At 47.0% G+C, this 22675-nt stretch carries 24 protein-coding genes and 2 pseudogenes; all 26 read right to left on the reverse strand.

Translation table 11 applies throughout. The features are described 5' to 3' along the window. Positions 1-2: 2 nt before the first annotated feature. The 26 genes and pseudogenes from rnc to thrS all read right to left on the reverse strand — a co-directional run bounded on the left by rnc (position 3) and on the right by thrS (position 22482). Positions 3-740, reverse strand: a complete 738-nt coding sequence (gene rnc, locus LEP1GSC061_RS02755; protein WP_040507669.1) for a ribonuclease III — start codon at positions 738-740, stop codon at positions 3-5. 67 nt (positions 741-807) lie between these two features. After that, positions 808-1041, reverse strand: a complete 234-nt coding sequence (gene acpP / locus LEP1GSC061_RS02760; RefSeq protein ID WP_008594933.1) for an acyl carrier protein — start codon at positions 1039-1041, stop codon at positions 808-810. Between the two features lie 573 nt (positions 1042-1614). Next, entirely contained in the window at positions 1615-2379 is a 765-nt protein-coding gene (gene fabG, locus LEP1GSC061_RS02765; protein ID WP_016543678.1) for a 3-oxoacyl-[acyl-carrier-protein] reductase, read from the reverse strand. Between the two features lie 109 nt (positions 2380-2488). Next, a complete protein-coding gene (gene plsX / locus LEP1GSC061_RS02770) occupies positions 2489-3499 on the reverse strand; it encodes a phosphate acyltransferase PlsX (RefSeq protein ID WP_016544165.1) in 1011 nt (336 codons plus the stop codon). Positions 3500-3504: 5 nt separating this feature from the next. Continuing rightward, positions 3505-3705: a 50S ribosomal protein L32 gene (rpmF, locus tag LEP1GSC061_RS20955; protein ID WP_008593555.1), complete on the reverse strand. Its 201-nt coding sequence runs from the start codon at positions 3703-3705 to the stop codon at positions 3505-3507. Between the two features lie 95 nt (positions 3706-3800). Then, positions 3801-4424: an ATP phosphoribosyltransferase gene (hisG, locus tag LEP1GSC061_RS02775; protein WP_016543657.1), complete on the reverse strand. Its 624-nt coding sequence runs from the start codon at positions 4422-4424 to the stop codon at positions 3801-3803. 1 nt (position 4425) lies between these two features. After that, positions 4426-5166, reverse strand: coding sequence for a tetratricopeptide repeat protein (locus LEP1GSC061_RS02780; protein WP_016543537.1), 741 nt, complete (start codon positions 5164-5166; stop codon positions 4426-4428). An 18-nt stretch (positions 5167-5184) separates the two neighbouring features. Next, the gene (locus LEP1GSC061_RS02785) at positions 5185-6867 is read right to left on the reverse strand and encodes a 30S ribosomal protein S1 (RefSeq protein ID WP_016543915.1); all 1683 of its coding nucleotides are present in this window, start codon (positions 6865-6867) and stop codon (positions 5185-5187) included. Between the two features lie 33 nt (positions 6868-6900). Further along, positions 6901-7614, reverse strand: a complete 714-nt coding sequence (gene cmk, locus LEP1GSC061_RS02790; protein ID WP_016543821.1) for a (d)CMP kinase — start codon at positions 7612-7614, stop codon at positions 6901-6903. Further along, positions 7611-8927: a 3-phosphoshikimate 1-carboxyvinyltransferase gene (aroA, locus tag LEP1GSC061_RS02795; RefSeq protein WP_016544056.1), complete on the reverse strand. Its 1317-nt coding sequence runs from the start codon at positions 8925-8927 to the stop codon at positions 7611-7613. Before aroA ends, cmk begins: the two co-directional genes overlap by 4 nt. Beyond that, complete coding sequence (locus tag LEP1GSC061_RS02800) at positions 8908-9825, reverse strand: prephenate dehydrogenase (protein ID WP_040507674.1); 918 nt, start codon at positions 9823-9825, stop codon at positions 8908-8910. Before LEP1GSC061_RS02800 ends, aroA begins: the two co-directional genes overlap by 20 nt. Next, on the reverse strand, positions 9822-10913 hold the full coding sequence (gene pheA / locus LEP1GSC061_RS02805; protein WP_016543572.1) for a prephenate dehydratase: 1092 nt from the start codon (positions 10911-10913) through the stop codon (positions 9822-9824). The genes LEP1GSC061_RS02800 and pheA overlap by 4 nt, the downstream gene beginning before the upstream one ends. Further along, positions 10900-11439 carry an SMC-Scp complex subunit ScpB gene (scpB, locus tag LEP1GSC061_RS02810; RefSeq protein ID WP_375517618.1) on the reverse strand — a complete coding sequence of 180 codons (540 nt, stop codon included), beginning with the start codon at positions 11437-11439 and terminating at the stop codon, positions 10900-10902. The genes pheA and scpB overlap by 14 nt, the downstream gene beginning before the upstream one ends. 5 nt (positions 11440-11444) lie before the next feature. Beyond that, on the reverse strand, positions 11445-12221 hold the full coding sequence (locus LEP1GSC061_RS02815; protein WP_016543884.1) for a segregation and condensation protein A: 777 nt from the start codon (positions 12219-12221) through the stop codon (positions 11445-11447). Between the two features lie 5 nt (positions 12222-12226). Further along, the gene (locus LEP1GSC061_RS02820) at positions 12227-12589 is read right to left on the reverse strand and encodes a response regulator (protein WP_008594408.1); all 363 of its coding nucleotides are present in this window, start codon (positions 12587-12589) and stop codon (positions 12227-12229) included. Between the two features lie 2 nt (positions 12590-12591). Beyond that, positions 12592-13665, reverse strand: coding sequence for a protein-glutamate methylesterase/protein-glutamine glutaminase (locus LEP1GSC061_RS02825; RefSeq protein ID WP_040507998.1), 1074 nt, complete (start codon positions 13663-13665; stop codon positions 12592-12594). Positions 13666-13692: 27 nt separating this feature from the next. Next, positions 13693-14424: pseudogene (locus tag LEP1GSC061_RS22075) on the reverse strand (chemotaxis protein CheX); the annotation flags it as partial. Positions 14425-14558: 134 nt separating this feature from the next. After that, positions 14559-16851, reverse strand: a pseudogene (locus LEP1GSC061_RS02830) (chemotaxis protein CheW); the annotation flags it as partial. Further along, positions 16852-17346 carry a chemotaxis protein CheW gene (locus LEP1GSC061_RS02835; protein ID WP_016543324.1) on the reverse strand — a complete coding sequence of 165 codons (495 nt, stop codon included), beginning with the start codon at positions 17344-17346 and terminating at the stop codon, positions 16852-16854. Between the two features lie 105 nt (positions 17347-17451). Next, complete coding sequence (locus tag LEP1GSC061_RS02840; protein WP_016543500.1) at positions 17452-18036, reverse strand: 5-formyltetrahydrofolate cyclo-ligase; 585 nt, start codon at positions 18034-18036, stop codon at positions 17452-17454. Between the two features lie 2 nt (positions 18037-18038). Then, complete coding sequence (locus LEP1GSC061_RS02845; protein ID WP_016543599.1) at positions 18039-18338, reverse strand: cell division protein ZapA; 300 nt, start codon at positions 18336-18338, stop codon at positions 18039-18041. A 6-nt stretch (positions 18339-18344) separates the two neighbouring features. After that, a complete protein-coding gene (locus LEP1GSC061_RS02850; protein ID WP_016543693.1) occupies positions 18345-19004 on the reverse strand; it encodes a hypothetical protein in 660 nt (219 codons plus the stop codon). A gap of 223 nt (positions 19005-19227) precedes the next feature. Then, positions 19228-19581 (reverse strand): 50S ribosomal protein L20, encoded by a 354-nt coding sequence (gene rplT / locus LEP1GSC061_RS02855; RefSeq protein ID WP_016543992.1) that lies wholly within the window; start codon positions 19579-19581, stop codon positions 19228-19230. Continuing rightward, the gene (gene rpmI / locus LEP1GSC061_RS02860; protein ID WP_010412116.1) at positions 19581-19784 is read right to left on the reverse strand and encodes a 50S ribosomal protein L35; all 204 of its coding nucleotides are present in this window, start codon (positions 19782-19784) and stop codon (positions 19581-19583) included. Before rpmI ends, rplT begins: the two co-directional genes overlap by 1 nt. 32 nt (positions 19785-19816) lie before the next feature. Further along, positions 19817-20362, reverse strand: a complete 546-nt coding sequence (gene infC / locus LEP1GSC061_RS02865; RefSeq protein WP_016543356.1) for a translation initiation factor IF-3 — start codon at positions 20360-20362, stop codon at positions 19817-19819. Between the two features lie 146 nt (positions 20363-20508). After that, positions 20509-22482, reverse strand: coding sequence for a threonine--tRNA ligase (gene thrS, locus LEP1GSC061_RS02870; RefSeq protein ID WP_016543353.1), 1974 nt, complete (start codon positions 22480-22482; stop codon positions 20509-20511). Positions 22483-22675 lie beyond the last annotated feature (193 nt).

A 22675-nucleotide genomic window follows, 5' to 3' on the forward strand; every position in this document is an offset into this window, starting at 1 on the left:
TTTTAGACCCTGATTTTTAGAATTTGCAGCATCTGTCTTGCGGCATCTTGTTCCGCATACTTTTTATTCCTGCCCTTTCCTTCTGCCGAGTACTTATCTCGAATATGAACGCTGACATAGAAGATTTTTTCGTGATCCGGCCCCGATTCCTTCAGGAGTCGATATGTGGGAAGATGCTTGAATTTCTTCTGACAGATCTCCTGGAGTAGGGTTTTATAATCGGTCGCCGCCTGCATGGTATCCGAATTCTTAATGAATTCTATAAGATGGTCTAGGATGAATTTCTCGGCAGATTCCATTCCTTGATCCAAGTAAAGAGCGCCGACCAAGGATTCGAAAAGATTTGCTCCCAATTTTTTTTGAGCGCTTCCTTGGCCTTCTCCTTTTCCCAAAAGTACGAATTCCACTAGCCCCAACCGATCGCTTAACGCATTCAGGACCGCCGTAGAAACGAGCTTAGCTTTTTTCCGGGACAATTCCCCTTCGCTTGCTTTCGGATGTTTATGAAATAGATACTTGGAGACAACGAGACCTAGAACTGAATCTCCCAAGAATTCCAATCTTTCGTTATGCTCTTCATACTCCGGATTTTCGTTTCGGAACGAGCTATGAACGAATGCGGTTTTTAATAATTCCTGATTTCGAAACCGAATTCCTAGTTTCTCAATTTTATCCACAAGACGGACCACCCTCTTTGGGTCATCGCCGGATTGATTCGATTTTTCGTGATTTTTTATCAAAGGATTTTGATAAAAGGAAGGGAAAGAAGACTTCCGAGTTCCCGTAAGAACCCGGAGGTCTAGTCAATTAGGACTTAAGAGTGTCGATGAACTTAATTACGTCTCCGACGGTTTGGATCTTTTCAGCATCCTCGTCAGAAATTTCAACGCCAAACTCTTCTTCAAGAGCCATGACGAGTTCTACCGTGTCAAGAGAGTCTGCACCGAGGTCATCAATGAAGTGAGCTTCAGGAGTCACTTCGGACTCGTCCACTCCAAGTTGCTCAACGATAATAGACTTAATCTTTTCGAAATCTGCCATTTGTTTCCTCCGTACCACCGAAGTGGTATGTAAGTTTTAGTTAGGTTTAGAATTGGGGATTAATTCATCCACCGATTTTTAAACATTTTTATCCGAAAAGTTTTGGCAAGCGATAACGGATGAAATCGGGAAAAAAACCTGAAATTTCAAGCTCAGCCTTTTCAGAATTTTCTCTAAAGAAGCCGTTCTATAATTTCATACTTGAGACAAGAATCAAATCTCTAATGAACCTAAACAGTTTGATAATCAAAAAGTCACATTTCTAATATACGCATAATCGCTGAACGTAAGTTCGATCATATAAATTATGCGGAAGAAACGGGTTTATAAGCCGATCCGATGGAGAATAAGAGGACCCGAAATATGGCAAAAAAATAACGTATCAGAAAGCGCTTATCTACCGTTTCTCGAGGGTTTACGAAGCAAACTTCTAACGGCGTTCGGATTCCATCTTTGTAACATATATCAACTCAGAACCGTGTCTCGCCTTCTACCTAAGAGATAAAAAAAGCCCGGGCAAAAACCCGGGCCGTTTTCCGAATTAGATTTAGGTGAAAGTGGAACCTAAATCGATTAGGCTTGGACTCCGGGAAGGAATCCTCCTCCGTTCACCTCGATAACCTGTCCGGTTATGAAGGAAGAGAGGTCGGAGGCCAAGAAGGCGATCGTGTTTGCGATGTCTTCCGGTTGTCCCGCTCTTTTTAGGGGGATAGCCGCGACCATAGCTGTACGGATTTTTTCGGGAATTGCGTCGGTCATTTCGGTTTGGATGTATCCCGGAGCGATTGCGTTGCAACGCACTTTACGGGAAGCCATTTCCAAAGCCACTGCCTTGGTGAATCCGATCACACCGGCCTTAGAAGCGGAGTAATTGGTTTGTCCGATATTTCCGTTCACCCCTGCGATGGAGGAAAGGTTGATGATGGATCCTCCGTTCGGATTCTTAGCCATGAATTTCACCGCCGCTTGAGTGCAGTTGAAAGTTCCGGTCAAGTTGACCGCGATCACAGCGTCCCACTGTTCTTGCTTCATTCTAAGCAAAAGAGTGTCCTTGGTGATTCCTGCATTGTTTACGAGAATGTCCACGGAACCGAAAGCATCCACTACGGATTGGATAGCTGCAAGAGCGGATTCCGAGTTTGCCACGTTTGCGGAGATTCCTAGAGTCTTTACTCCGGTTGCTTTTGCGATTTCTTCGGCGGTTGCCTTACTTGCTTCTTCGTTTAGGTCGGCGATTACAACGTTTGCGCCTGCTTGCGCCAATTTCAGCGCGGTTGCTTTACCGATTCCACGGGCAGCCCCGGTTATAATGGCGTTTTTGCCTTTCAAATCGATCATTGATTTGTTCCTTACCAGATTCTGCGGTTAGCGTATTTTCGCGTCCCATAGGGTCAAGTGGATTCGTGATAGGCAATCGTCTACAGGGGGAAGAGATTCGGTATAATTGCTAAGAGTTTAATTTGTATTTCTCGATCTGCTCGGTGATCTTTCTATTTACGTCCCTTTCCGCGCATTCCACCACCACTCGAATCGCGTTTCGAACCGCATGAGAGTTGGAGGACCCATGGCCTATCAAACAGGTCCCGTCCACTCCTAAGAGAAGGGCTCCTCCGTATTCCGCGTAATCCAAACGCTTCTTGATCGCGGTGAAAGTGGGCTTCAATAATAAGGCACCAGTCTGAGCCAAACTGGATTGAGCGATACTTTCCCTTAGGACGCTGAAAATGGATTTAGACAATCCTTCGGTCGCCTTTAGGACTATGTTTCCTACGAAACCGTCGCAAATCACGACGTCCACATCCCTGCCTCCCCCATAAAGGTCCCGCCCCTCCACGTTTCCTACGAAATCTATGGGAAGTTTTCTCAGGAATTCGAAAGCCTTTTGGGTGACCGAATTGCCCTTCTTATCTTCTTCTCCATTGGAAAGAAGTCCCACCTTAGGTTTCGGAATATTGAATATTAAGCGGGAATAAATCTCTCCCATCATCCCGAATTGAGCCAGATACTCGGGCTTGCAGTCCACATTGGCTCCCGCATCCAGTAATAATGTAGGAGCTCCTTTCTCTCTGGGAATCGGAGCGGCGATCGGAGGTCTCAGAACACCTGGAATTCTACCCAAATAAAGTAAAGCCGCCGCCATAGTGGCTCCCGTATTTCCGGGAGAAAACATTCCTACGCATGTCTTATCCGCAACCAACTGGGCGGCCTGAACTACGGACGAATCCTCCATAGCACGAACCGCGATGGAGGGAGAGTCGTTCATTTCTATGATTTCGCCGGCGTGGGCGATGCGGATTTTGTCGGTGTCGTATTCGTATTTGAGGAGAATCTCACTGACTTCCTCTTCCTTACCGACTAGAACTACTTTACGGCCGTCCTCTTTGACTGCGGTGACGGCACCTTCTACGATCCGATCAGGACCGTAGTCGCCGCTCATGACATCGACGGCGACCCACATAGTGATTAGTTCTCTTCGCTGGTCTTCCTAACTTTCGGTTCTACCACAACGCGATCTTTATAAAAACCGCAGACTGGGCAGATTCTATGAGGTGGGCGGAAGGAATTGCAGTTCGGACAGGGCACCAGGTTCGGTTTTCCGATTGCGTGGTGGGCCCGTTTCATCCTCACTTTTGATTTGGATTTTCGTCTCTTAGGAACTGCCATTGTTTTTCTCTATAGATAAGGTCGATTTACGACTATGTTTTTTTTAAGCGGAGATTTCACAACCGTTTTTCATTTTTACGGTTTTCTCCGCGGTTTTATACCTTCACCGCTCGGAAAGTATCCAGGAATTCCCCGATCTCCTTCCTCTTGGTATATAAAGCGGAACGATTGAAAGCCAGCCTAGCCGTGGACTCCAGAATGATTTCGATCTCTTGCAGATTATTGGCCTTTAAAGTCGCCCCGGTAGAAACCAGGTCCACAATACAGTCCGAAAGTCCCACGAGAGGAGCCAATTCTATACTTCCATACAACTTAATGACTTCGCAATTGATGCCTTTTCGAAGAAAGAAGTCCTTGGCGATATTGGGATATTTTGTCGCCACCCGAACCTTTCTTTCTCCATTACTCAGACTCCAGCCTTTCGGAGCGGCGACGGATAATCTGCATTTTCCGATTCCCAGATCCAGAGGGAGAAGGAGATCGTAACCTCCCTCCAATAATACGTCCCATCCGACAATACCGGCATCGGCGGCATTCTGCTCCACGTAAGTAGGAACATCCTGAGAACGGACAAGAAGTATACGGACCTTGTCTTTCGGGTCCCGGTAGATGAGTTCTTTGGAATCCGGATCGGGCTTGCCGCTAAGCCAGCCTCTTTCCAGCATCAATTCGATGCTCTCTTCGGCGAGCCGTCCTTTCGGAAGGGCCAAAGTCAGCATTTTAATTTCCCTGGCTGGTTTTGAGAAGAAGGTAGGTCGCCAGTTCTTTGACCGACTTGAATTCTTCTGAAGGAGAAGAAATGTCCTGTTCCAGAACTTTTTTCAGTAGTTCCTTTGCCTCGTCTTTCTTCCCGTTCTTTACTTTGAGTCTTGCCGCTTGGTATAGACTCCAAGCGTAAAAACCGGAAATATTCTTACGACCGGCTAAAAGAGAAGAAGCCGTGAAATAATCCGATTCGGCCTCGGCCAATTGGTTTCCGCTTTCTCTATAATTGCCTGCGATATAGAAATAGTAAGCCTTTACTTCGGGAAGTTCGTCGATTTGCTTTCCCGCCCATTCCAATTTATCCGCAGCCTTCGCAAATTCGCCGTTGCGAGCATAAAGATCGCCTAAGGTTTTGGATAAACGCAATTCTAAAGAAGGAGAAGAATGATAAGTAGATTGGATCGCTTCGTAGCGCTTGATTTTTTCCGCCAGGTCCGTATTAGGTTTGAGAGCTAATTCTTTTTCCAGAATTTCGACAGCGATCGTTCCTTTTCTGAACTGATCCGCTCTATATTCGTTCCAACCCACTACGGAAACCACTGTAACGATCAGAACGATCAAACCGATCAGAACGGGCTTCTTATGCTCTCCGATTTTGGAGAAAAGGATGGCAAAGGCCCTCTCCGCTCCTGTAAGATCCGCGTACGGATCCAAATCTTTAATAGACGCTCCAGTTTTTGGTTCGAACCGCTTCATTAGGACCCCGAGTTTCTCTTATTTCAAAGAGGTGTTGATAAAGCTACCGAGACTTTCGCGAGAAGGAGTATCGGAAGTCTTCAGATACTTAGCCATTTCTTCTCTTTCCAGTGCTTTGTCGAAGTCCTTAATGGACAATGAGATCTTCTTGTTTCTGGAATCGATCTTAACCACGGCGCATTTTACTATATCGCCAGGTTTATAAGATTCGGCCAAATTCGTATCTTTCCCGCCGGGAATTTCGGAAATATGGACGAGCCCTTCGAAGCCGGGTTCGATTTCCACAAACATTCCAAAATCCACGATGCTCTTGATCTTTCCTTGGACTACGGAACCCGCAGGATAACGGTTTCTGAGAGCCTCGTAAGGATGTTCCTGCAATTGTTTCAATCCGCAGGAAATTCTCTGAGCGTCGAAATTGATGTCTAGAATAACGTATTTTACCTCTTCTCCTTTTTTCAGAAGAGAAGTCGGGTTCTTTTGTTTTTCGTCCCAGGTGATATCGCTGATATGAATCAGACCTTCGATTCCGTTCTCCACCTCTACGAAAGCTCCGTATTTGGTGATGCCTGTGACTTTTCCGGTAAGAACGTTTCCTACTCTAACTTCCGGTCCAAGAGTGTCCCAAGGATTTGGTTGGAGTTGTTTTAGGCCTAGAGAAAGTCTTCTGTTTTCGAAATCGATGTCGAGAATCAGGGCCTCTACTTCTTGTCCTTTTTTCAAAAGTTCTTTCGGATGAGGGGGCTTCTTTGCCCAAGTCAATTCGGAAGTATGGATCAAACCTTCCAGACCTTCTTTCAGCTCCACAAAGGCGCCGAAATTGGTGAGAGAAGTAACGGTTCCACGAATGACCATTTCTTTTTCCAAGGAACGTTTCGCCCAGACCCAAGGATCTTCGTAGAGTTGTTTTAAGCCCAGAGCGAGTTTATTGTTTTCCTTGTCCATCTCCAGAACTTGCAATTCGAGTTCTTGGCCGATGGTGAAGTATTGCTTGAATGGAGCGAATTTTTTGTAAGAGATATCTTTTTGTCTGAGTAGACCGACTACTCCTTCCAGATCGCAGAAAACTCCGAAGCTTGCGATTTTGGAAACGGTGGCTTTTACTTTGTCGCCAACATTGATTTTTTGGACGAGAGCATCCCATTTCTCGTTATTGACTTCGTCCAAAAGTTTTTTGCGGGATACGACTCCGGAGCGGGTTCTCTCGTTGATCTCGATTACTTTGAAATCAAGTTCCACTCCTTTATAATTTTCTCCTTCTCCAAACTTGTAGCTGAGTTGGGATGCAGGAAGGAAAAGTTCCGAACCTTCTACGTTTACGATGTATCCTTTTCCTTTGATCTCATTTACCAGACGTCCGCTGACTTGGTAATTGTTTTTGAATGCGTCCTTAACGACTTCCCAACCTTTTCTTTGGTCAGCTTCTTTTTTGGAAAGAATGCAACCCGAATCGGTGGATTCTTTTCTTTTTACGAGTGCGGTTACCACACTCCCGATTTCCGGTTTTTCGTCGAAATCGGAGCGAGGGATTCTCCCCTCTTGTTTCAGTCCTTCGATCGCCACATAGACGTTATCGTTATCGACAGATACGACCTTACCGTCAACCACCTGGTCCTTGCGGATTTCGGCTTCATCGTTCTTCTTTTCTTCCCACTGTTTGAAAACTTCTGCAAAAGTGGACTTGTCTTGTTGGCTACTCATACGGACTGGAATACTCGGTTAATTAGTTTGGGATTAGTGCGAATCGTTATAAATGCCAGGCTCTAGGCACCCAAGGATCTTACTAATTACACTATTTTTTGGCAGGCTATCCGTGTCAATGAGGATTGCGTCCTCCGCTTTTCGGAGGGGTGCTATTTCCCGTTCCGTATCGGATTTATCCCTGAGAATGATCTCATTTTCGATCTCATCCAAATTCGAGGAAATCCCCTGCTCCAAAAGTTGGTTGTACCTTCTTTCCGCTCGGATCCTGGATGAGGCCGTTAGGAAGAATTTGTAACGGGCGTCCGGAAAAACATGGGTGCCTATGTCTCTCCCGTCCATTACCAGTCTATGAGTCTTGGCCAGATTTCTAAGCTGTATATTTACGAAGTCCCGGAATACCGCCTTATCCGCTATGAACTTGATCTCTCGAGTGATTTCCGGACTACGAATTTCAACCGACACGTCTTTGCCGGAGAGAAAGATATGATTCTCCCCTTTTTCGGAAAATTCGCAACGGATTTCTGCCCCTTGCGTCAGAGACGGCCAATCTTGTTTTTGCAACCATTCCGAAAAGGAAGAATGAGAAGATGCGTTTTGGTATATTCCATAAATGTGAAGAGTTAAGGCTCTGTAGAATGCGCCCGAGTCCAAGTATTCGAATCCGAGTTTCTTGGAGATCTCTCTTGCGACCGTACTCTTTCCGGTTCCGGCGGGTCCGTCTAAAGCGATTACGTTCGGATTCATCCTGCGATCCCTTCCAAAAGAGATTCGAAACCCGGAAAGGAAGTCTCTATCCAAGAGGTTTCATCCAAGGAAAGAGGAAGTCCGGAAACGGCTCTTAGAATCATGAAGCTCATCGCAATCCTATGATCCATTTTTGTGAGGATCTTTCCGCCTTTACCGGAAAGCCAGGCCCCGGCCTCGGAAGAAATCCCGTTAGAACCTTGTTCCGGAATTTCATACCCGTCGGCATATTCGTGTACAAGGATCCCGAGACTTCTGAGGTTTTCCACCATGGCGAGAATCCGATCCGATTCCTTGGCTCGGAGTTCCTCCGCATTTCGAATGGAGAACCCTCCTTGGGAGAATAGACCCGCAATCGTAAGAATGGGAATCTCGTCTATGAGAGAAGGAATCCATTCCTCGGGTATTTCAGAAAAACGTAAATTAGAAGACACCGCTTCCAGATCCCCTACGGGTTCTCCACATTCTATACGTCGGTTATGAACGACGATTTTTCCGCCCATAGCTTCCAGGGCTTTTAGGATTCCGATCCTGGAAGGATTGAGGCCAACATTCTTCACAAGAATCGAACCTTCTTTCAAAAGAACTCCCAGCACTAAAAAGAAAGCCGCTGAGGAAATATCTCCCGGAACCTGGAAATCCCGGGCTTCGAAAATATAAGGAGGTTCTATCTTAAAGTGAAGCGGATTCTTGTATTCGATTTTGTTCCCTAGAAAGCGAAACATATTCTCCGTATGGTCTCTGGAAAGAATGTCTTCTTCGTATTCCAAGGAGGTTTCGGAAGCCATCGCAGCGAGCATGAGACAGGACTTCACCTGGGCGGAAGCGATGGGACTCTTGTAAACGAAAGGAGAAAGTTTTTTACCTTCGATTTCCAAAGGAGCCTTATCTTCTTTTCCTTGGATGGAAGCTCCCATTGCGGTTAAAGGTTTTATAATACGAGACATGGGACGCTTTTGGAGAGAATGGTCCCCGGTAAGTCTGGCCTTGATTCCGGACAACCCGCACAAAAGCCCTGCGGAGAGACGAATCCCAGTGCCTGCATTTCCGAAATCCAATTCTTTTTGCGGAGAATGTAAGCCCGATTTTCCGGGACTCGTAAAAATATATTCCTTCGAACCGATCTTCTTGGTCTGCAAACCGAGCAGGGAAAACGCCTTCATGGTATTGATGGGATCTTCCGCTTCCAAAAATCCGGTTACCCTGGTGCGACCCTTGGCAAGAACGGAGAATAAGACGGAACGGTGGGAGAGAGATTTATCGCCGGGGACTTCGATCTCCCGGCCGGAAGTTCTAAGGATTCTTGGAATCATTTCTTTTCTTTAAAATGGAATCCCGGTCTTTTCGGGATCTTTCCATGAAGGATTCCCAATGTGCCGGGTCCAGCGGCTTTTTAGGATCCAATTCGGAAAGGAGTACATCCAATCTATTCCGATAGTCGGTAAGCGCATTGAAAATCTCCTCTTGGTTGGAGGAAAAAATCGCGGACCACATCTTAGGATTGGAGCCTGCAATTCGGGTCATGTCCCGGAATCCGCCTCCGGTTAGAGCCACGGGAGAACCGTCGGTGAATTTTCGAACGCATTCGTTTTCCCAGACCCAATTGGTCATAAGAGAAGAGATCAAATGAGGAACATGAGAAACATAGGAAAGAATACGGTCATGATCCTCGGCGGGAATTTCCGTCGTCCACATCCCTAAGAATTTCCAGAAATCCTCCACTCTGGCATATGCGGTGGAAGAGGCTCCCTTGGGTCTGGTCAAAATACAAAGACGGTTTTCGTAAAGATCGGGGTTTGCGAATTCCAATCCGGATTCTTCCGAGCCGCACATTGGGTGAGAGGAAATATAATGATGGCCTTCTCCTAGGACGGATTCCACTGCTCTTACGATTTCGAGTTTGGTGGACCCCATATCCGTAAGAAGTCCCTGAAAATGGGATGGCAGTTCCCGGATCAGATCCACGGTTTTATCCACGGGTACGCCGAATACCACTAGATCGTAGGATTCCAGTTTTTGGGAGGCACGGAATTCTTCCGCAGTGAAGATCTGATCCGCAGATCCCAACTGGATACCCTTCTCCTTACTGGAAGGAGATCCAACGACTCCCACCACTTCCGTATCCGGAGATTTTTTCTTGAGAGCCAAAGACAAGGAGGCTCCCATCATCCCCAGACCGTAAATCAGTACGCGACGAAATTCCAGTCTCACGGATTCGCGGGAGAGATCGGATACGATCCCAAGATCCTCAGATAGATTGTGTTTTCCTTCAGGGTGTTTAGGACATCCTCGATAATCGGATCCTTTTTGTGACCGTGAAAATCGATGAAGAAATTATACTCCCAGGAAGTTCTGCGAGTCGGCCTGGATTCCACCTTGGTTAAGTTGATCTCCTTGTCGAAGAAAGGCTTTAGAACTTTATAAAGTGATCCAGGCTTATCCGGAATGGAGAAAACCACCGACGTCTTATCGTTTCCGGTAGGAGGGCACTGGTTTTTACCGATGATCAAAAACCGGGTGGTATTATCCGACATGTCTTCGATGGATTCGCGGACTATATCCAGACCGTAGATCTCCGCAGCGATAGAAGAAGCGACCGCCGCGCAGGCCTCCTTTTTTTCCGCGACGATACTCGCCGCACGAGAAGTGGAAGGAGTTTCCGAAACTTCCACATGGGGAAGATTGGCTGCGATCCAATTCCTACATTGAGAATTGGCGATCTTGATACCGTACAATGTCTTGATTTTGGATAGATCGTGTTCGAAACCCAAGAGGTTCAAATGGATCTTGAGATAGATTTCGGAGTAAATATTTAGGTCGGAGACTAGAAACTGATCCAGAGTGGAATTCACGAGACCTTCGGAAGAATTTTCCACGGGAACCACACCGTAATCCGCCTTATCCGTTTCCACTGCACGAAAAACTTCGGGAATGGAAGGAAACTCGGAAGCTTCGACGGAAGTTCCGAATCTGGCACGCACCGCTTGGTGGGAAAAAGAACCTTCCGGCCCTAGGTATCCTACGGAGAGCCCTTTTTCTACGGAGAAAGAGCCTGACATGATTTCTCTATAAATCGCGACGAGAACCTTGTCGGGAAGAGGCCCGCCGTTTAGACTCAGGATCTTTTCGTATACGTCCTTTTCTCTGTCGGGGCGATAGATGGGCTCGTTATTTTCCCTTTTGATCTCTCCGATAGAAGACGCAATCTCCGCCCTGGCTTGGATCGCCTTGACGATTTCTTTGTCCAGGGAATCTATCTTGTCCCGGAATTCCTTTAACCTGTCGTTATTCTTGGCCATTCTCTATCAAATCGTCCAAACTTTCGAATTTTAATTCTTTCACTTCCACAGGAGCGGGCAGGTCCGTCAATTTGTTCAGCCCGAAATGGATCAAAAATTCCTTGGTGGTTCCGTACAATGCCGGCCTACCCGGAACTTCTTTATTGCCCACGGGTTTCACCAATTTTTTTGAAATCAAAGAAGTCACCATGGCTCTGGACGAGACCCCGCGGATATCGTCTATTTCGGATAATGTGATCGGTTGCTTATAAGCGATGATTGCGAGAGTATCGAGACTAGAGCGGGACAATTGCTCTCTCTTTTTTTCCTTAAAGAGTCGGGCAAGAATCTCTGAATACTTTTCATTGGTGGAAAATTGGTAGGCACCCGCAATTTCCCTTAAGACGAATCCTCCGTCTTTTTCTTGGTAATCTAAGATGAGCTCGTCCAGGATTTCCCGGGCTTCCTGCTTTTCGCAGTCGATGGATTTGGCTATACTGGCGAGTTTCAGCGGTTCCCCGGAAAGGAAAAGCAGCGCTTCGATCAGTCCTTTTAAGCCGGCTTTGTCGCGTTCCACGGTTCTCCCACCAAGAATATACGGATTTCGCCGAAAATCTTATGTTGGCGGATCGAAACGATCCTTTGTTTGCACAATTCCAACATGGCAAGAAAGACGGCTACAATCTCTGCTTTCTCGGGGTTGACCTCTGAAAACAATTCTTCGAAAGAGATATCCGAACGTTCGGCGAGGAGTTCGGAGATGGACCCCATCTTTTCCTCGACAGAATACCTGTGGGGCGTGGTAAGTAAAGCGGGAATCTCGGTCTCGTCTTCCCGTTTTTCCAAGATCTCGTTAAAGGCCGAAATCAGGTCCAAAAGACTCAAGTCCAGCCAGGAATCCGCCTCGTCTATGACTTGGTTGGTTTCCCGATGGAAAATTCCGCCTTGAAGCTTATCGATCTCGGAAAGCCTTTGGGCCGAGAGCTGGTATTTTTTGTGCTCCAATAATTTTTCCACGAGTTCCGGGGGAAGAGGCGGATCGTAATCCTCCTCTTCGAAGCCTGGGTCGGGAAGCAGGGCCTTTGATTTGAGATATACCAAATTGGCTGCCATCAGAGCGTATTCCGCTCCGACATCTATATGAATACTTTCAGAAAATTTAATGAAGTTTAGAAAATCCTCGGTGATTCTAGAAAGGGAAACTTCGAAAATATCTACCTTGTAACTTTCTATCAGAGACCAAAGAAGGCTGAGCGGTCCTTCGGTAATACCGCCTTCCGAGTTGTTCCATTGAACAACAAAGGGTTGCCCGCCATTTTCCCTCTCCATGTCTCTTATGAATTCAACGCTTTTTCTGCGGCTTGCTGTAGTCGCTCCGGAGAGAAGGGTTTTACAACGAAATCCTTCACTCCCATCTTGATCGCTTTCGCGAGAAGTTCTTCCTGGCCTAGAGCGGTCACCATGATGATTCTCGCCTTGGGATCCAATTTGAAAATTTCCTGGGCGGCTTCGATTCCGTCCTTTTCTCTCATGGTGATATCCATGGTGACCAGATCCGGCTTAATTGCCTTATACTGATCCACGGCAATGTTTCCGTTTTCCGCCTCACCTACGATTTCATGCCCCCCGGCGACGAGTGCATCCTTCACCATTGTCCTCATGAATTTTGCGTCGTCTACTACGAGAATTCTGGCCATAATTAGTTTCCCCTTTCTTTGAGAATGGAAAGTATCCTTGATGTTATTGCGCTTACAGGTTCTACGAATTGAACCCCGCCCATTTCGATGGCTTGACGGTTCATTCCGAAGATTACCGAGCTTTCCTCGTCCTGGGCGATCGTTGTTGCTCCCGCCTCTCTCATTCGAAGAGTGGATGCCGCACCGTCCTTACCCATGCCGGTCATAATCACACCGACCAAGGCGCTCCCGTATTCCCGGATCGCGCTGTCGAATAAAACTTCGACTGAGGGCCTGTGTCCATTTACGGGCGATTCCTTGCTCAATGCAATCCATTTCCGTCCCGCCTTAGATTCGATCTTCAAATGAGCATCACCCGGAGCTACGTAACCCGTTCCGGGAAGAGCTTCTTCTCCGTCTTCGGCTTCCTTCACCTTGATTTGAGCGTGATCGTTCAAACGAGAAGCGAAAGCTTTCGTGAAACCCACGGGCATATGTTGTACGACGAAAATCGGAAGACGAAAATTCTCCGGAAATGCGGAAAAAACCGTCTGAAGAGCCTTCGGTCCTCCTGTGGAAGTTCCAATACATATTGCTTCGACGGCTTTTTTCTCATCTTTAAAAATCTTATTCTTAATGGCTTCTACGACTTTTCTCGGATCCACCGCGGGAGTGATATGCCTCACGCTTTCGAAATAAGAAAGAATCCGGTTTCGTAAAACGGTACCTATTTCTTCCGGATTGAATTGATTGCTGCTGGAAGGTTTCGGAACGAAGTCGATGGCTCCGAATTCCAAGGCTTTAAAAGTAGCTTCCGCACCGTGTTGGGTAAGAACCGATAGCATCATTACCGGAATACCCAATTTACGTTTCTGCAATTCCTGGAGAGCGGAAAGTCCGTCCATCACGGGCATTTCCACATCCAAGACCACGATATCCGGTCGAAGTTTAGTGGCGAGTTCTATGCAATCCACCCCTGTCTTTCCGGTAGCTATGACTTGGATTCTCTCATCCCTTTGGATCTGGTCGGAGATGATATTACGAACCAAGAGGGAGTCGTCGACTATGACTACCCGGATTGGATGATTTCCGTTGATAATATTCACTGTTTGTCTGTCCAGAAATCAGAACTTAGGAATGAGGCTCATCAGCTCGTCGAAATCCGGAAGGAATAGAAGAACTCCCAGTAGGTTGTTTCCCTCGTGATTGAACTCTGTTAGCATACTCAGGAATTTCGTTCTCTCCGGTTTCACGACGTCCAAAACTTCTAAAAAAGTTCCTTCCACTAATTCGGGAACATCCGGCATCACGCTTACCTTTGCCTTATTCGAAATAGAGTTTAGAACGGAAGCGCAGACGATATTCGAAATTTCGGAAAGAACGCTTTTAGTGTCGTCGTCGACAGTATCTCCCGGAGTCGTATTGTCCAAAAGTTCTCTAGCCAGGTTTTTCGCGTTTTCCCGGGAGAACATCATGAGCATGTTTCCGTTCAGATCCCCGTTCATCCGCACTTTCATTCCGTAGAATTTATCGTCGGAAAAACGTATTTCAGAGGCCAGGCCTTCCTTATCGTTCATGATAATTTCCGGAATGAAAAGATCCACATTCCGATTCAGGATCTGGGAAAGCACCATACCTGCGTTCATCATTCCGGTATTGACCACGGACTCGATCTTCTTGATCTGTTCCCGGGACAGATTTCCGGTGAAATCCTTGGTATGGGAAACGGCCATCATTCTCTGCTTCTTCTGTTCCAAGAAACCTTCGATGATATGGTCCGCTCTTTTCTTTTCTTCGGCGGTGATTTCGGTCTCGGATATGAGTTCCCGGATATGGGATCTGTATTCCTCTTCCATGCCCTTCTTAGCTGCGGGTCTTTCCAATACCGCAGTATTGGAACCCGTATCCGGAGAAGCTTCCTGGGTAGGAATGTATTTTTCTTCGGTCTTACGAATCTCAACGTTCATTTTGGAAGAAGCGACGGGGGTATCTCTCTCCAATTCTTCCTGGGAGACTACGACCTTTTTGGCCTCGTCCAATTTTTTACGTTCGCTCTTCTTCCTTCTTTCCCTTTCACGGGTGGTGATCTCGTGCAACTTATGATTGTAGAGATTGGTAGGATTGGATGTTTTCTGAATGTATTTCTCTTCTTCCGTTTCGATGGTGCGTATCGTGCTGATTCGTTTCATCGTTTCGAGATGGAAGTTCACGTATCTCGCTCTCTCGTCCATATCGGAGGCGATTTCCACGATTCCAGGAATGTCCAAGACCATAATGATGGTTCCGTCTCCCATGATGGAAGCGCCGGTGAGTCCCTTGATATTTTTGAAGTTCTTTTCCAGGGATTTGATCACGGTTTCGTGTTTGCCCACGAGTTCGTCGACCATGAAGCCTAACTTTCTTCCTTTGTACTGGACGATCACGACGGGAGACTCCTCTCTTTCGGTCTTGTCCTGCAAACCTAAGATACGATTCAGTCGATAGATCGGAAGAACCTCTCCTCTTAGATTGATGATTTCGTTCCCTTCGAGAGTGGTGATCTGTTCGTTGTTTACCTTGATCGTCTCGTTCACTTCCGAGAGAGGGAAAGCATATACTTCCTCTTCCATAACGATAAGAATGGAGGGAATGATGGCCAAGGCCTGAGGGAAGGAAAGAACGAAGGAAGTTCCCGCACCTTTCTGGGACTGTATGAGAATCTTTCCTTTGAATTCCTGGATGAGGCTATTTACCACGCTCATCCCCACTCCCCTACCGGAAATATCTGTGATTTTTTCGGCGGTGGAGAATCCAGGTGCAAAGATAAATTGGAAAATTTCGCTCTCGGTCAAGGCGGCAGCGTCCGCTTCCGTTACGAGTCCTTTGGATACTGCTTTTTGGCGGATCTTATCCACATCCAATCCTCTACCGTCGTCCCGGATTTCCACCATGATATTGCTTCCGCCTTGGTAGGCGTTCAGTTCCACGATACCTGTTTCGGATTTGCCGGCTTTTCTTCTTTCGTCTGGTAATTCAATCCCGTGATCCACGGAATTTCGGATCAGGTGAAGCAAAGGTTCGCCCAACGCGTCTATGACTTTTTTGTCCAGCTCGGTGGCCTCTCCGTTCAGGATGAGTTCTACGATCTTACCGGTTTCCAGAGAAAGGTCTCGGACCAAACGGGAAAATCTACGGAAAACGGTGGAAATAGGAACCATCCGGATATTCATAATACCGGATTGCAATTCCTTGGAGATACGATTGATCAGATCGATACGTCCTTTCAATTCTCCGAAGAGCTGGTCGTCTCCGAAAGTACGGAGTAAATCGTCGTATATTTTCTGGAATCCGGAATTGGTGATCACCAATTCTCCCACGTTATTCATGAGTTGGTCCAGTTTATCGGAAGAAACCTTGATACTTTTCAGGGTTACCTTAGCGTCGCTCGTCCTTTCCTCTTCTTCGAGGTGGTAGGAGGAACCGTTTCCGGAATTCGACCCGAACCCTTGGTTCAGTTTGTATTCCTGGATCATCAGATTTTCCACCATATCCACGTTAGCGGCTTTTGTGAGTTCTTCCTGAGACTCGGAGCTCACAATGAGAATGGAAAGTATCGGAGCCTCTGTTCCGTTCTCCAACTCTTCCGAACTAGGCTGAGTCCGAAAAACGTTTCCTAAACCGCGGAGGTTCTGTAGAATCAAAGTATAACGTAGCCCCTTCATAGGAGCGTCTTTCTTTAGGCCTACTTTCAAGAGCCAGGCCTTTCCGCTACCGCTGCTTGTGACTAATTCTTCCAATTCCTTGGTGTCATCCGCATCCAATTCCAATCCGCTGGAAGAGGCCAATTCTTCCTTCTTGACCGGCTCCGCTGATTCCGAAACGGATCTTCCTCCCTTGGGAGAAGCTACCGCCACATCCGGATTTTTTTCGTAGGCTTCCAATCTCTGGATCATGTCGGTATAAGGAGTATCCACTTTTTTACCGGCTGCCACGTTCGAGATCACATTCTTGATCAGATCGAAACACTGAAAGAGAAGATTTACTAGGGATAGATTGACTGCAAGTTTTCCGTCCCGTATGCTCTGGAGAAGATTCTCCATCTTATGAGCGAGATCGGAAAGATTATAAAGACCTACGAAGGCCGCGGAACTCTTAAGAGAATGCGCCGCACGGAAAATATCGTTGATGGTCTGAGGATTGGATTGGTCCTTTTCCAATTGAAGAAGGTTCGCGTTCAGTTCTTCTATCTGGTCTTCGGACTCTTCCAGGAAGAGTTCTGTATATTCTCCCAATACGCCGGCCATTTAGGATTCCTCCCCCGCATATTCCATAAGCATGGAAAGGTTTAAATTGAGGATCAGAGAATCCTCGAACTGGCTCACCGATTCTATGAGCTCGCTATAATTCACGCTCAGCTCCTCGTCGGCCTGGTTTACTTTGTCCTTATGTACCTTGACTACCTGTTTTACGGAGTCTACGAGAAGACCTCCCCTTTTTTCTCCGTAAACGACGACGATGATACGGGTGGAAGGCAGAATATCACAAAAACCTAATCCGAAAAGTTCCTTTAGGTCCATGATGGGGATGATCTCTCCCCTTAGATTGATGACTCCCAGAATGTACGGGTCCACGTTCGGAATGCGTGTAATGGGAACAGGTTTTAAAATTTCATGAATATGAAGGATGTCGATCCCGAAGACTTCCTTGTCCACTTCGAAGGTGAGGAATTCTTTTAAGGATTCGACTTCCTTTCCCGTTTGATCTTCTTCCGCGGGGTTATTTTTATCTATGGTTTTCACCTTTCCTCCGCCTCTTATCCTTTCTCCGATCGGAAACTTTCGGCTACGTTATCCGACTGGTACATTGTCGACCAGAAGACCCCTAAAACAGGAACTTCTCCCGTGTTATGGGACTGATTTTTCTCCCATTTTCTTGGGAAAGCAATGGTTTTTTTTGTCCGTAAAAACCTGTCCCACTTTGAGATCGTGAGGCTCCGCAGAAAAAGCGCAAGGGTAAAGCTCCTCGAAACTTAAGCCAATCATTTTTTCGTTCGGAACGAATTGTAGGCTCCGATCGTAGAAACCTTTTCCCCTTCCGAGCCTCGCTCCTTCTTCGTTCCAGCCAAGGGCGGGTACTATAATCCAATCCGCTTCTTCCGGAAGAAGACGATTCGATCCTATAGGTTCCAAAATTCCGAAAGAGCCTTTTTCGAACTTCTCTCCGGTCAGAAAAATCAAACCGAATTCCGTCACCTTAGGATAGAAGATAAGAAATTCCTCCCCCAAAGAGAACGGATTCTCATGAGAATGGAAGGCGGGAATCTCGAATCTGTCCGGAACATAGGAAATAATTTTCTTAGGTTCCAAGACGGAGCTATGTCTCAGAAATGACAAAAGATTGCTTCGAATGAGTTGTTCCTTTTCTTCCCGTGAAGAAACGGAGGAGATGGCGGTTTTTTGAGCGAGCCTTGCTTCTTTCTTGGAAGCCAAACTTATACGTCTCCGATCAAACCTTCTTCGATCAATGTAATTAGCTTTCTAGTTTTTTCTTCGGCTTCCGGAGAAGAAGGACCCGCTTCGGAAGTTTGGGATTTCGCCTGCTCTAGTTCGTCCGCAAAATTCAAGGCGGCTAGGACGGCAAGTTTCAGCTTGGATGCGTTAGGCATACCGAGATGGAGTTCCCGTATTTTCCGGTCCACCAACTCGGCTAATCTATGAATGTATTCGGGGTCCGTATCCCCCACGATGGTATAGTCGTCGCCCTGGATCCGAGCATTGACTCTTCCGCTCATATTGGATTACTTCGGATCGTCTTCGATGACGAGGAAATCGTCGTCTTCATCCGCGTCGAAAACGCTGATTGCGTCGTCATCGTCTTCGATAATGATATCATCGTCGTCCGCGGAAACCGGGCTGAAGTCCTCGATCGGTTCGTCGGTGATGATGATCTCATCGTCCCCACCGGAAGAATCCGAACTTTCGGTCAGAACGGAAATATCGTCGTCCTCATCGTCGAGTAGAATGATTTCGTCGTCTTCGTTAAAATCGTCGTCGGAAGAATCTCTTACGACTGCGGGAGAAGCGGAAGCCGCAGCAGCGGGAGCCGCTCCGGAAGCGAAGGAAGAACCGGTCTTAGGAGCAGCAGAAGAAGTGGATCCTGCTCCGGAGGAAGCGGGAAGTCCATCCAAGCGTCCGAGAAGTTGGTTGATCTTGGCTTCGAGGGCACGCTCTCTTTCCTTGATTCCTTCCAATTCCTGGTTCGCTTTTTGAAGCTGCTCGCGGAGAGAAGAGAGTTCCTTCTCCTTTTCCTCCATGGCCAGTTTCATCTGGTCGTTTTCCGCACGGAGGGATTCGTTTTCCGATTCGAGACGGCCGTTTTCCGCCCGAAGATCGCTAATGAGTTCGAGGGCCTTTAGGACCTTACTCTCTAACTCTTCGATAGTCTCCATAGTCAACATAATGCGAACCTCTTGTCCTTTCGGCTGGGTAGTAATATTACAATTATCTGCTTAGGCGTTTCTAATCTTGGGACCCGCCAAATCGACAAAATCCATCCTATTTTTCATCCTTTCGCAAAAGAGAAAAACCTTTTTTTCTAAAAACAAAGAAAGCCCGTAGAATTACGGGCTTTTCGGCTTCTTTCGCATCTTCCTTTTGGATTAGGAAGACTGATCGAGGAAATTAGGCTGCTACCTTGATTTTCTCTACGAGAGCGTTAAAAGTCTCTTTGTCGCTGAACGCGAGTTCGGCCAAGGCCTTTCTATCCAGGGAAATATTGGCTTTTTTCAAGCCAAACATGAACTGGGAATAAGAAAGTCCCGCTTCACGAGCGGCGGCGTTGATACGGATGATCCACAATTTGCGGAAATCACGTTTTTTAGCCTTTCTATCTCTATAAGCCCACTGTCCGGCTTTCATTACCGCGGATTTTGCGGTTCTGTAAAGTTTGGAGCGAGCTCCTCTGAATCCCTTGGCAGTTTTTAAAACTTTCTGGCGACGATTCTTATGAATGGTTCCGTTTGTAGCGCGTGGCATTATCGAACTCCGTAAGGCATGAGTCTAACGATGGATTTCCAATCGGCATCCACTACCAGGGTCATTCCTCTAAGACGACGACGTCTTTTAGGACCTTTCTTGGTAAGAATGTGACGGGTGTTCATACTCTTCCGTTTAATTTTATTATTCTTGGAAAACTTGAACCGTTTTGCTGCGGCTCTATTTGTCTTAAGCTTAGGCATTTCCTGACCTCGATAACTCCTGGCTTCCCCTCTTACTTCGCTGCAAGAGGCGTAATCACAACAACAATCTGACGCCCGTCTAAGACTGGTTCTCTTTCCGGCGTCCCAACAGATTTCAGATCTTCTACCATCCGGTTCACGACATTCATCCCTAATTCGGAATGCATCATTTCACGGCCTCGGAAGCGAAGGCTCACCTTTACCTTGTCTCCTTTTTGGAGGAACTCAACGGCGTGGCGTTTTTTAATTTCGTAATCGTGTTGGTCGATTCGCGGACGAATCTTTACTTCCTTCACGTTGATTACGTGCTGCTTCTTCTTTGCTTCCTTACTCTTTTTAAGTAGTTCGAACTTGTATTTACCGTAATCGATAATTTTGCAGACGTGAATTTCCTGGTCTCCGGACACTTCCACCAAGTCCAGGTTTTCTTCCTTTGCCCGCCGCAAAGCCTCGTCAAAAGAGACGATCATTGCCCCGTCGTCCGTCACCAATCTTACCTGGGCTACCCCGGTAATTTTTTCGTTAATTCTATGGCTGAAAAGCTTATCGGTGGGTTTCGGCTGCGGCTTCCTCTGCATTCAATCTCCGGCGTTTTTCCAATTTTTTGGCCTATAGGTAGGCTTTCAAGCGATTTTCTCCATGAACGGGGACTGGGTTCAAGTAGAATTTGACCCGAGTCCATCCAACGAGAAGAATTCGCTCCGACCGAGTCGGAGCCGAGTTCTTAATTCCCTTCCGAGACTTCTTTTTCCAAGAGAGCCAAGAATTCAGGAAAAGAAAGAGTTATTGTCTCTTCGGAACCCCGCTTGCGAAGAGCGACGGTTCCCGATTCTTTCTCCTTTTGTCCTAGTACGAGAAGATAATTGGCCTTTCTAAGAATAGAATCCCGGATCTTAGCTCCGATTTTTTCGTTCCGGAAATCCCCTTCTGCCCGGAATCCCAAATCTATAAGCTTCTTCAAGATCTCGGATCCGTAGTCCTGCACATTTTCGGTGACAGTTAACACCCGAACTTGGTTCGGAGAGAGCCAAAGAGGGAATTTCCCTTCGAAATGCTCGATTAGAATTCCGATGAATCTTTCCAAGGATCCGTAAATGGCTCTATGAACCATGACGGGACGTTTCTTGGAACCGTCGGAGTCCGTATAATCCAATTCGAAACGATCCGGCATGGAGAAGTCGATCTGAACGGTTCCGCATTGCCACATTCTTCCGATGGAATCCTTGATATTGAATTCTATCTTGGGTCCGTAAAACGCTCCTTCTCCTTCTTTAATGGAATAAGGAATTCCTCTCTTTTCCAAAGCTTGTTTCAAAGCGTTGGTCGCAAATTCCCAGTCCTCGTCTTTTCCCTGGGATTTCTCGGGACGGGTAGCGATGTATGTTTTGAATTCTTGGAATCCGAACTTTTTGTATACATGGAAAGTGAAGTCGATGATATCCAGGACCTCCGCTTCCAGATAATCCAAAGGAGTATAGATATGGGCGTCGTCCTGGGTGAATGCTCGGACACGGAAGAGCCCGTGAAGGACCCCGTGCAATTCGTGACGGTGGACGCTTCCTAATTCCGCAAATCTAAGAGGAAGTTCCCGATAAGAATGCAAATGGTGTTTGTATATGAGACTGCAACCGGGACAGTTCATGGGTTTGATCGCGAACTCTTCCTCGTCGATGGAAACGAAGTACATGTTCTCGTTGAAATTATCCCAGTGACCGCTCCTTCTCCATAATTCGGAGGAAAGAACCGCAGGAGTCTTGATTTCTTGGTAGCCCCTCTTGGCACATTCCTTACGGATATAATCCGCGAGAGTGTTCCAAAGAGCCGTTCCCTTTGGGTGCCAGAAAGGAAAACCCGGAGCCTCGGATTGGAAGGAAAATAGATCCATTTCCTTGCCGATCTTTCTGTGGTCCCTCTTCTTTGCCTCTTCCAGTTGGAAAAGATACTCGTCCAATTCCTTCTTGGAAGGGAATGCGATTCCGTAAATGCGAGTGAGCATCCGGTTATTCTTATCCGCTTTCCAATAAGCGCCGGAAAGAGCGGTGAGTTTGAAGGCTTTCAGAAATCCGGAGCGGGGAATATGCGGTCCTCTACAAAGATCGAACCATTCTCCCATTCCGTAAATGGACACCTGCTCGTCCGGAATTTGCCCTACGATTTCGATTTTATAATTCTCCCCCATCTTTTCGAAGGTGGAGATCGCTTCCTTCTTATCCCAGACCTTGCGAAAGACTTCATGATCCGCATCCGCGATCTTTTTCATCTCCGCTTCGATCTTGGGAAAATCTTCGGGAGTGATTACGGTTTCGGTAAAATCGATATCATAATAGAAGAACCCGGGACCGTTTTCGATCACGGGACCCACGGTCAATTTCGCGTCCTTATATACGTTCTGGACGGCCATACCTAAAAGATGAGCCGCAGAGTGTTGGAAGGTTTCCCAACCTTCTTTGTCTTGGAAGGTCAGAACTTCCAGCTTGGGTGTAGAATCGGGGGTGGTTGTGGAATCCACTGTACGGCTTAAGTCCAGGACCCGGGTTCCGTCCAGTCGGACGGCCAAGGCCTTGTTCTTTAAAAACGGAAGTTGGGATTCGATGAAATCCTTGTATGTGGAACCCGCCGGAACCTCTTTGGAAGAGCCGTCCGGTAGGATGAATTTGACTGACTGATTTTGAACTGCCACAAGTACCCCTGCTTCCATTCCGTCGATAGAGCCTTTTTTTCGCAATCAGAAGATAGGAAGGGGGAAGTCTCCCCCTCGCTCCAGCCGCATTCGCGTCTTACGCTACCCCCTCATAAATTGTCTCAGTCCGAAGGAAGCGAGAGCGGCCCCGATCTTTCGCGGATGTTCCTACAAAATTCGAATCGTTTCCACTTGACCCTCGCCCCTCTTG

The sequence above is a fragment of the Leptospira wolffii serovar Khorat str. Khorat-H2 genome, assembly GCF_000306115.2.
Lineage (GTDB): Bacteria > Spirochaetota > Leptospiria > Leptospirales > Leptospiraceae > Leptospira_B > Leptospira_B wolffii.

Bases quoted from the DNA above. Each gene is read 5' to 3' on its own strand.
- LEP1GSC061_RS02820 (WP_008594408.1), bottom strand. From the start codon at position 12,589: ATGGCCAGAATTCTCGTAGTAGACGACGCAAAATTCATGAGGACAATG.
- LEP1GSC061_RS02780 (WP_016543537.1), bottom strand. From the start codon at position 5,166: ATGAAGCGGTTCGAACCAAAAACTGGAGCGTCTATTAAAGATTTGGAT.
- pheA (WP_016543572.1), bottom strand. From the start codon at position 10,913: ATGGCCAAGAATAACGACAGGTTAAAGGAATTCCGGGACAAGATAGAT.
- hisG (WP_016543657.1), bottom strand. From the start codon at position 4,424: ATGCTGACTTTGGCCCTTCCGAAAGGACGGCTCGCCGAAGAGAGCATC.
- rpmI (WP_010412116.1), bottom strand. From the start codon at position 19,784: ATGCCTAAGCTTAAGACAAATAGAGCCGCAGCAAAACGGTTCAAGTTT.
- rplT (WP_016543992.1), bottom strand. From the start codon at position 19,581: ATGCCACGCGCTACAAACGGAACCATTCATAAGAATCGTCGCCAGAAA.
- LEP1GSC061_RS02845 (WP_016543599.1), bottom strand. From the start codon at position 18,338: ATGAGCGGAAGAGTCAATGCTCGGATCCAGGGCGACGACTATACCATC.
- infC (WP_016543356.1), bottom strand. From the start codon at position 20,362: ATGCAGAGGAAGCCGCAGCCGAAACCCACCGATAAGCTTTTCAGCCAT.
- aroA (WP_016544056.1), bottom strand. From the start codon at position 8,927: ATGATTCCAAGAATCCTTAGAACTTCCGGCCGGGAGATCGAAGTCCCC.
- plsX (WP_016544165.1), bottom strand. From the start codon at position 3,499: ATGTGGGTCGCCGTCGATGTCATGAGCGGCGACTACGGTCCTGATCGG.
- thrS (WP_016543353.1), bottom strand. From the start codon at position 22,482: ATGGAAGCAGGGGTACTTGTGGCAGTTCAAAATCAGTCAGTCAAATTC.
- fabG (WP_016543678.1), bottom strand. From the start codon at position 2,379: ATGATCGATTTGAAAGGCAAAAACGCCATTATAACCGGGGCTGCCCGT.
- rpmF (WP_008593555.1), bottom strand. From the start codon at position 3,705: ATGGCAGTTCCTAAGAGACGAAAATCCAAATCAAAAGTGAGGATGAAA.
- cmk (WP_016543821.1), bottom strand. From the start codon at position 7,614: ATGAATCCGAACGTAATCGCTTTAGACGGACCCGCCGGAACCGGAAAG.
- LEP1GSC061_RS02850 (WP_016543693.1), bottom strand. From the start codon at position 19,004: ATGTTGACTATGGAGACTATCGAAGAGTTAGAGAGTAAGGTCCTAAAG.
- LEP1GSC061_RS02815 (WP_016543884.1), bottom strand. From the start codon at position 12,221: ATGGAGAGGGAAAATGGCGGGCAACCCTTTGTTGTTCAATGGAACAAC.
- acpP (WP_008594933.1), bottom strand. From the start codon at position 1,041: ATGGCAGATTTCGAAAAGATTAAGTCTATTATCGTTGAGCAACTTGGA.
- LEP1GSC061_RS02785 (WP_016543915.1), bottom strand. From the start codon at position 6,867: ATGAGTAGCCAACAAGACAAGTCCACTTTTGCAGAAGTTTTCAAACAG.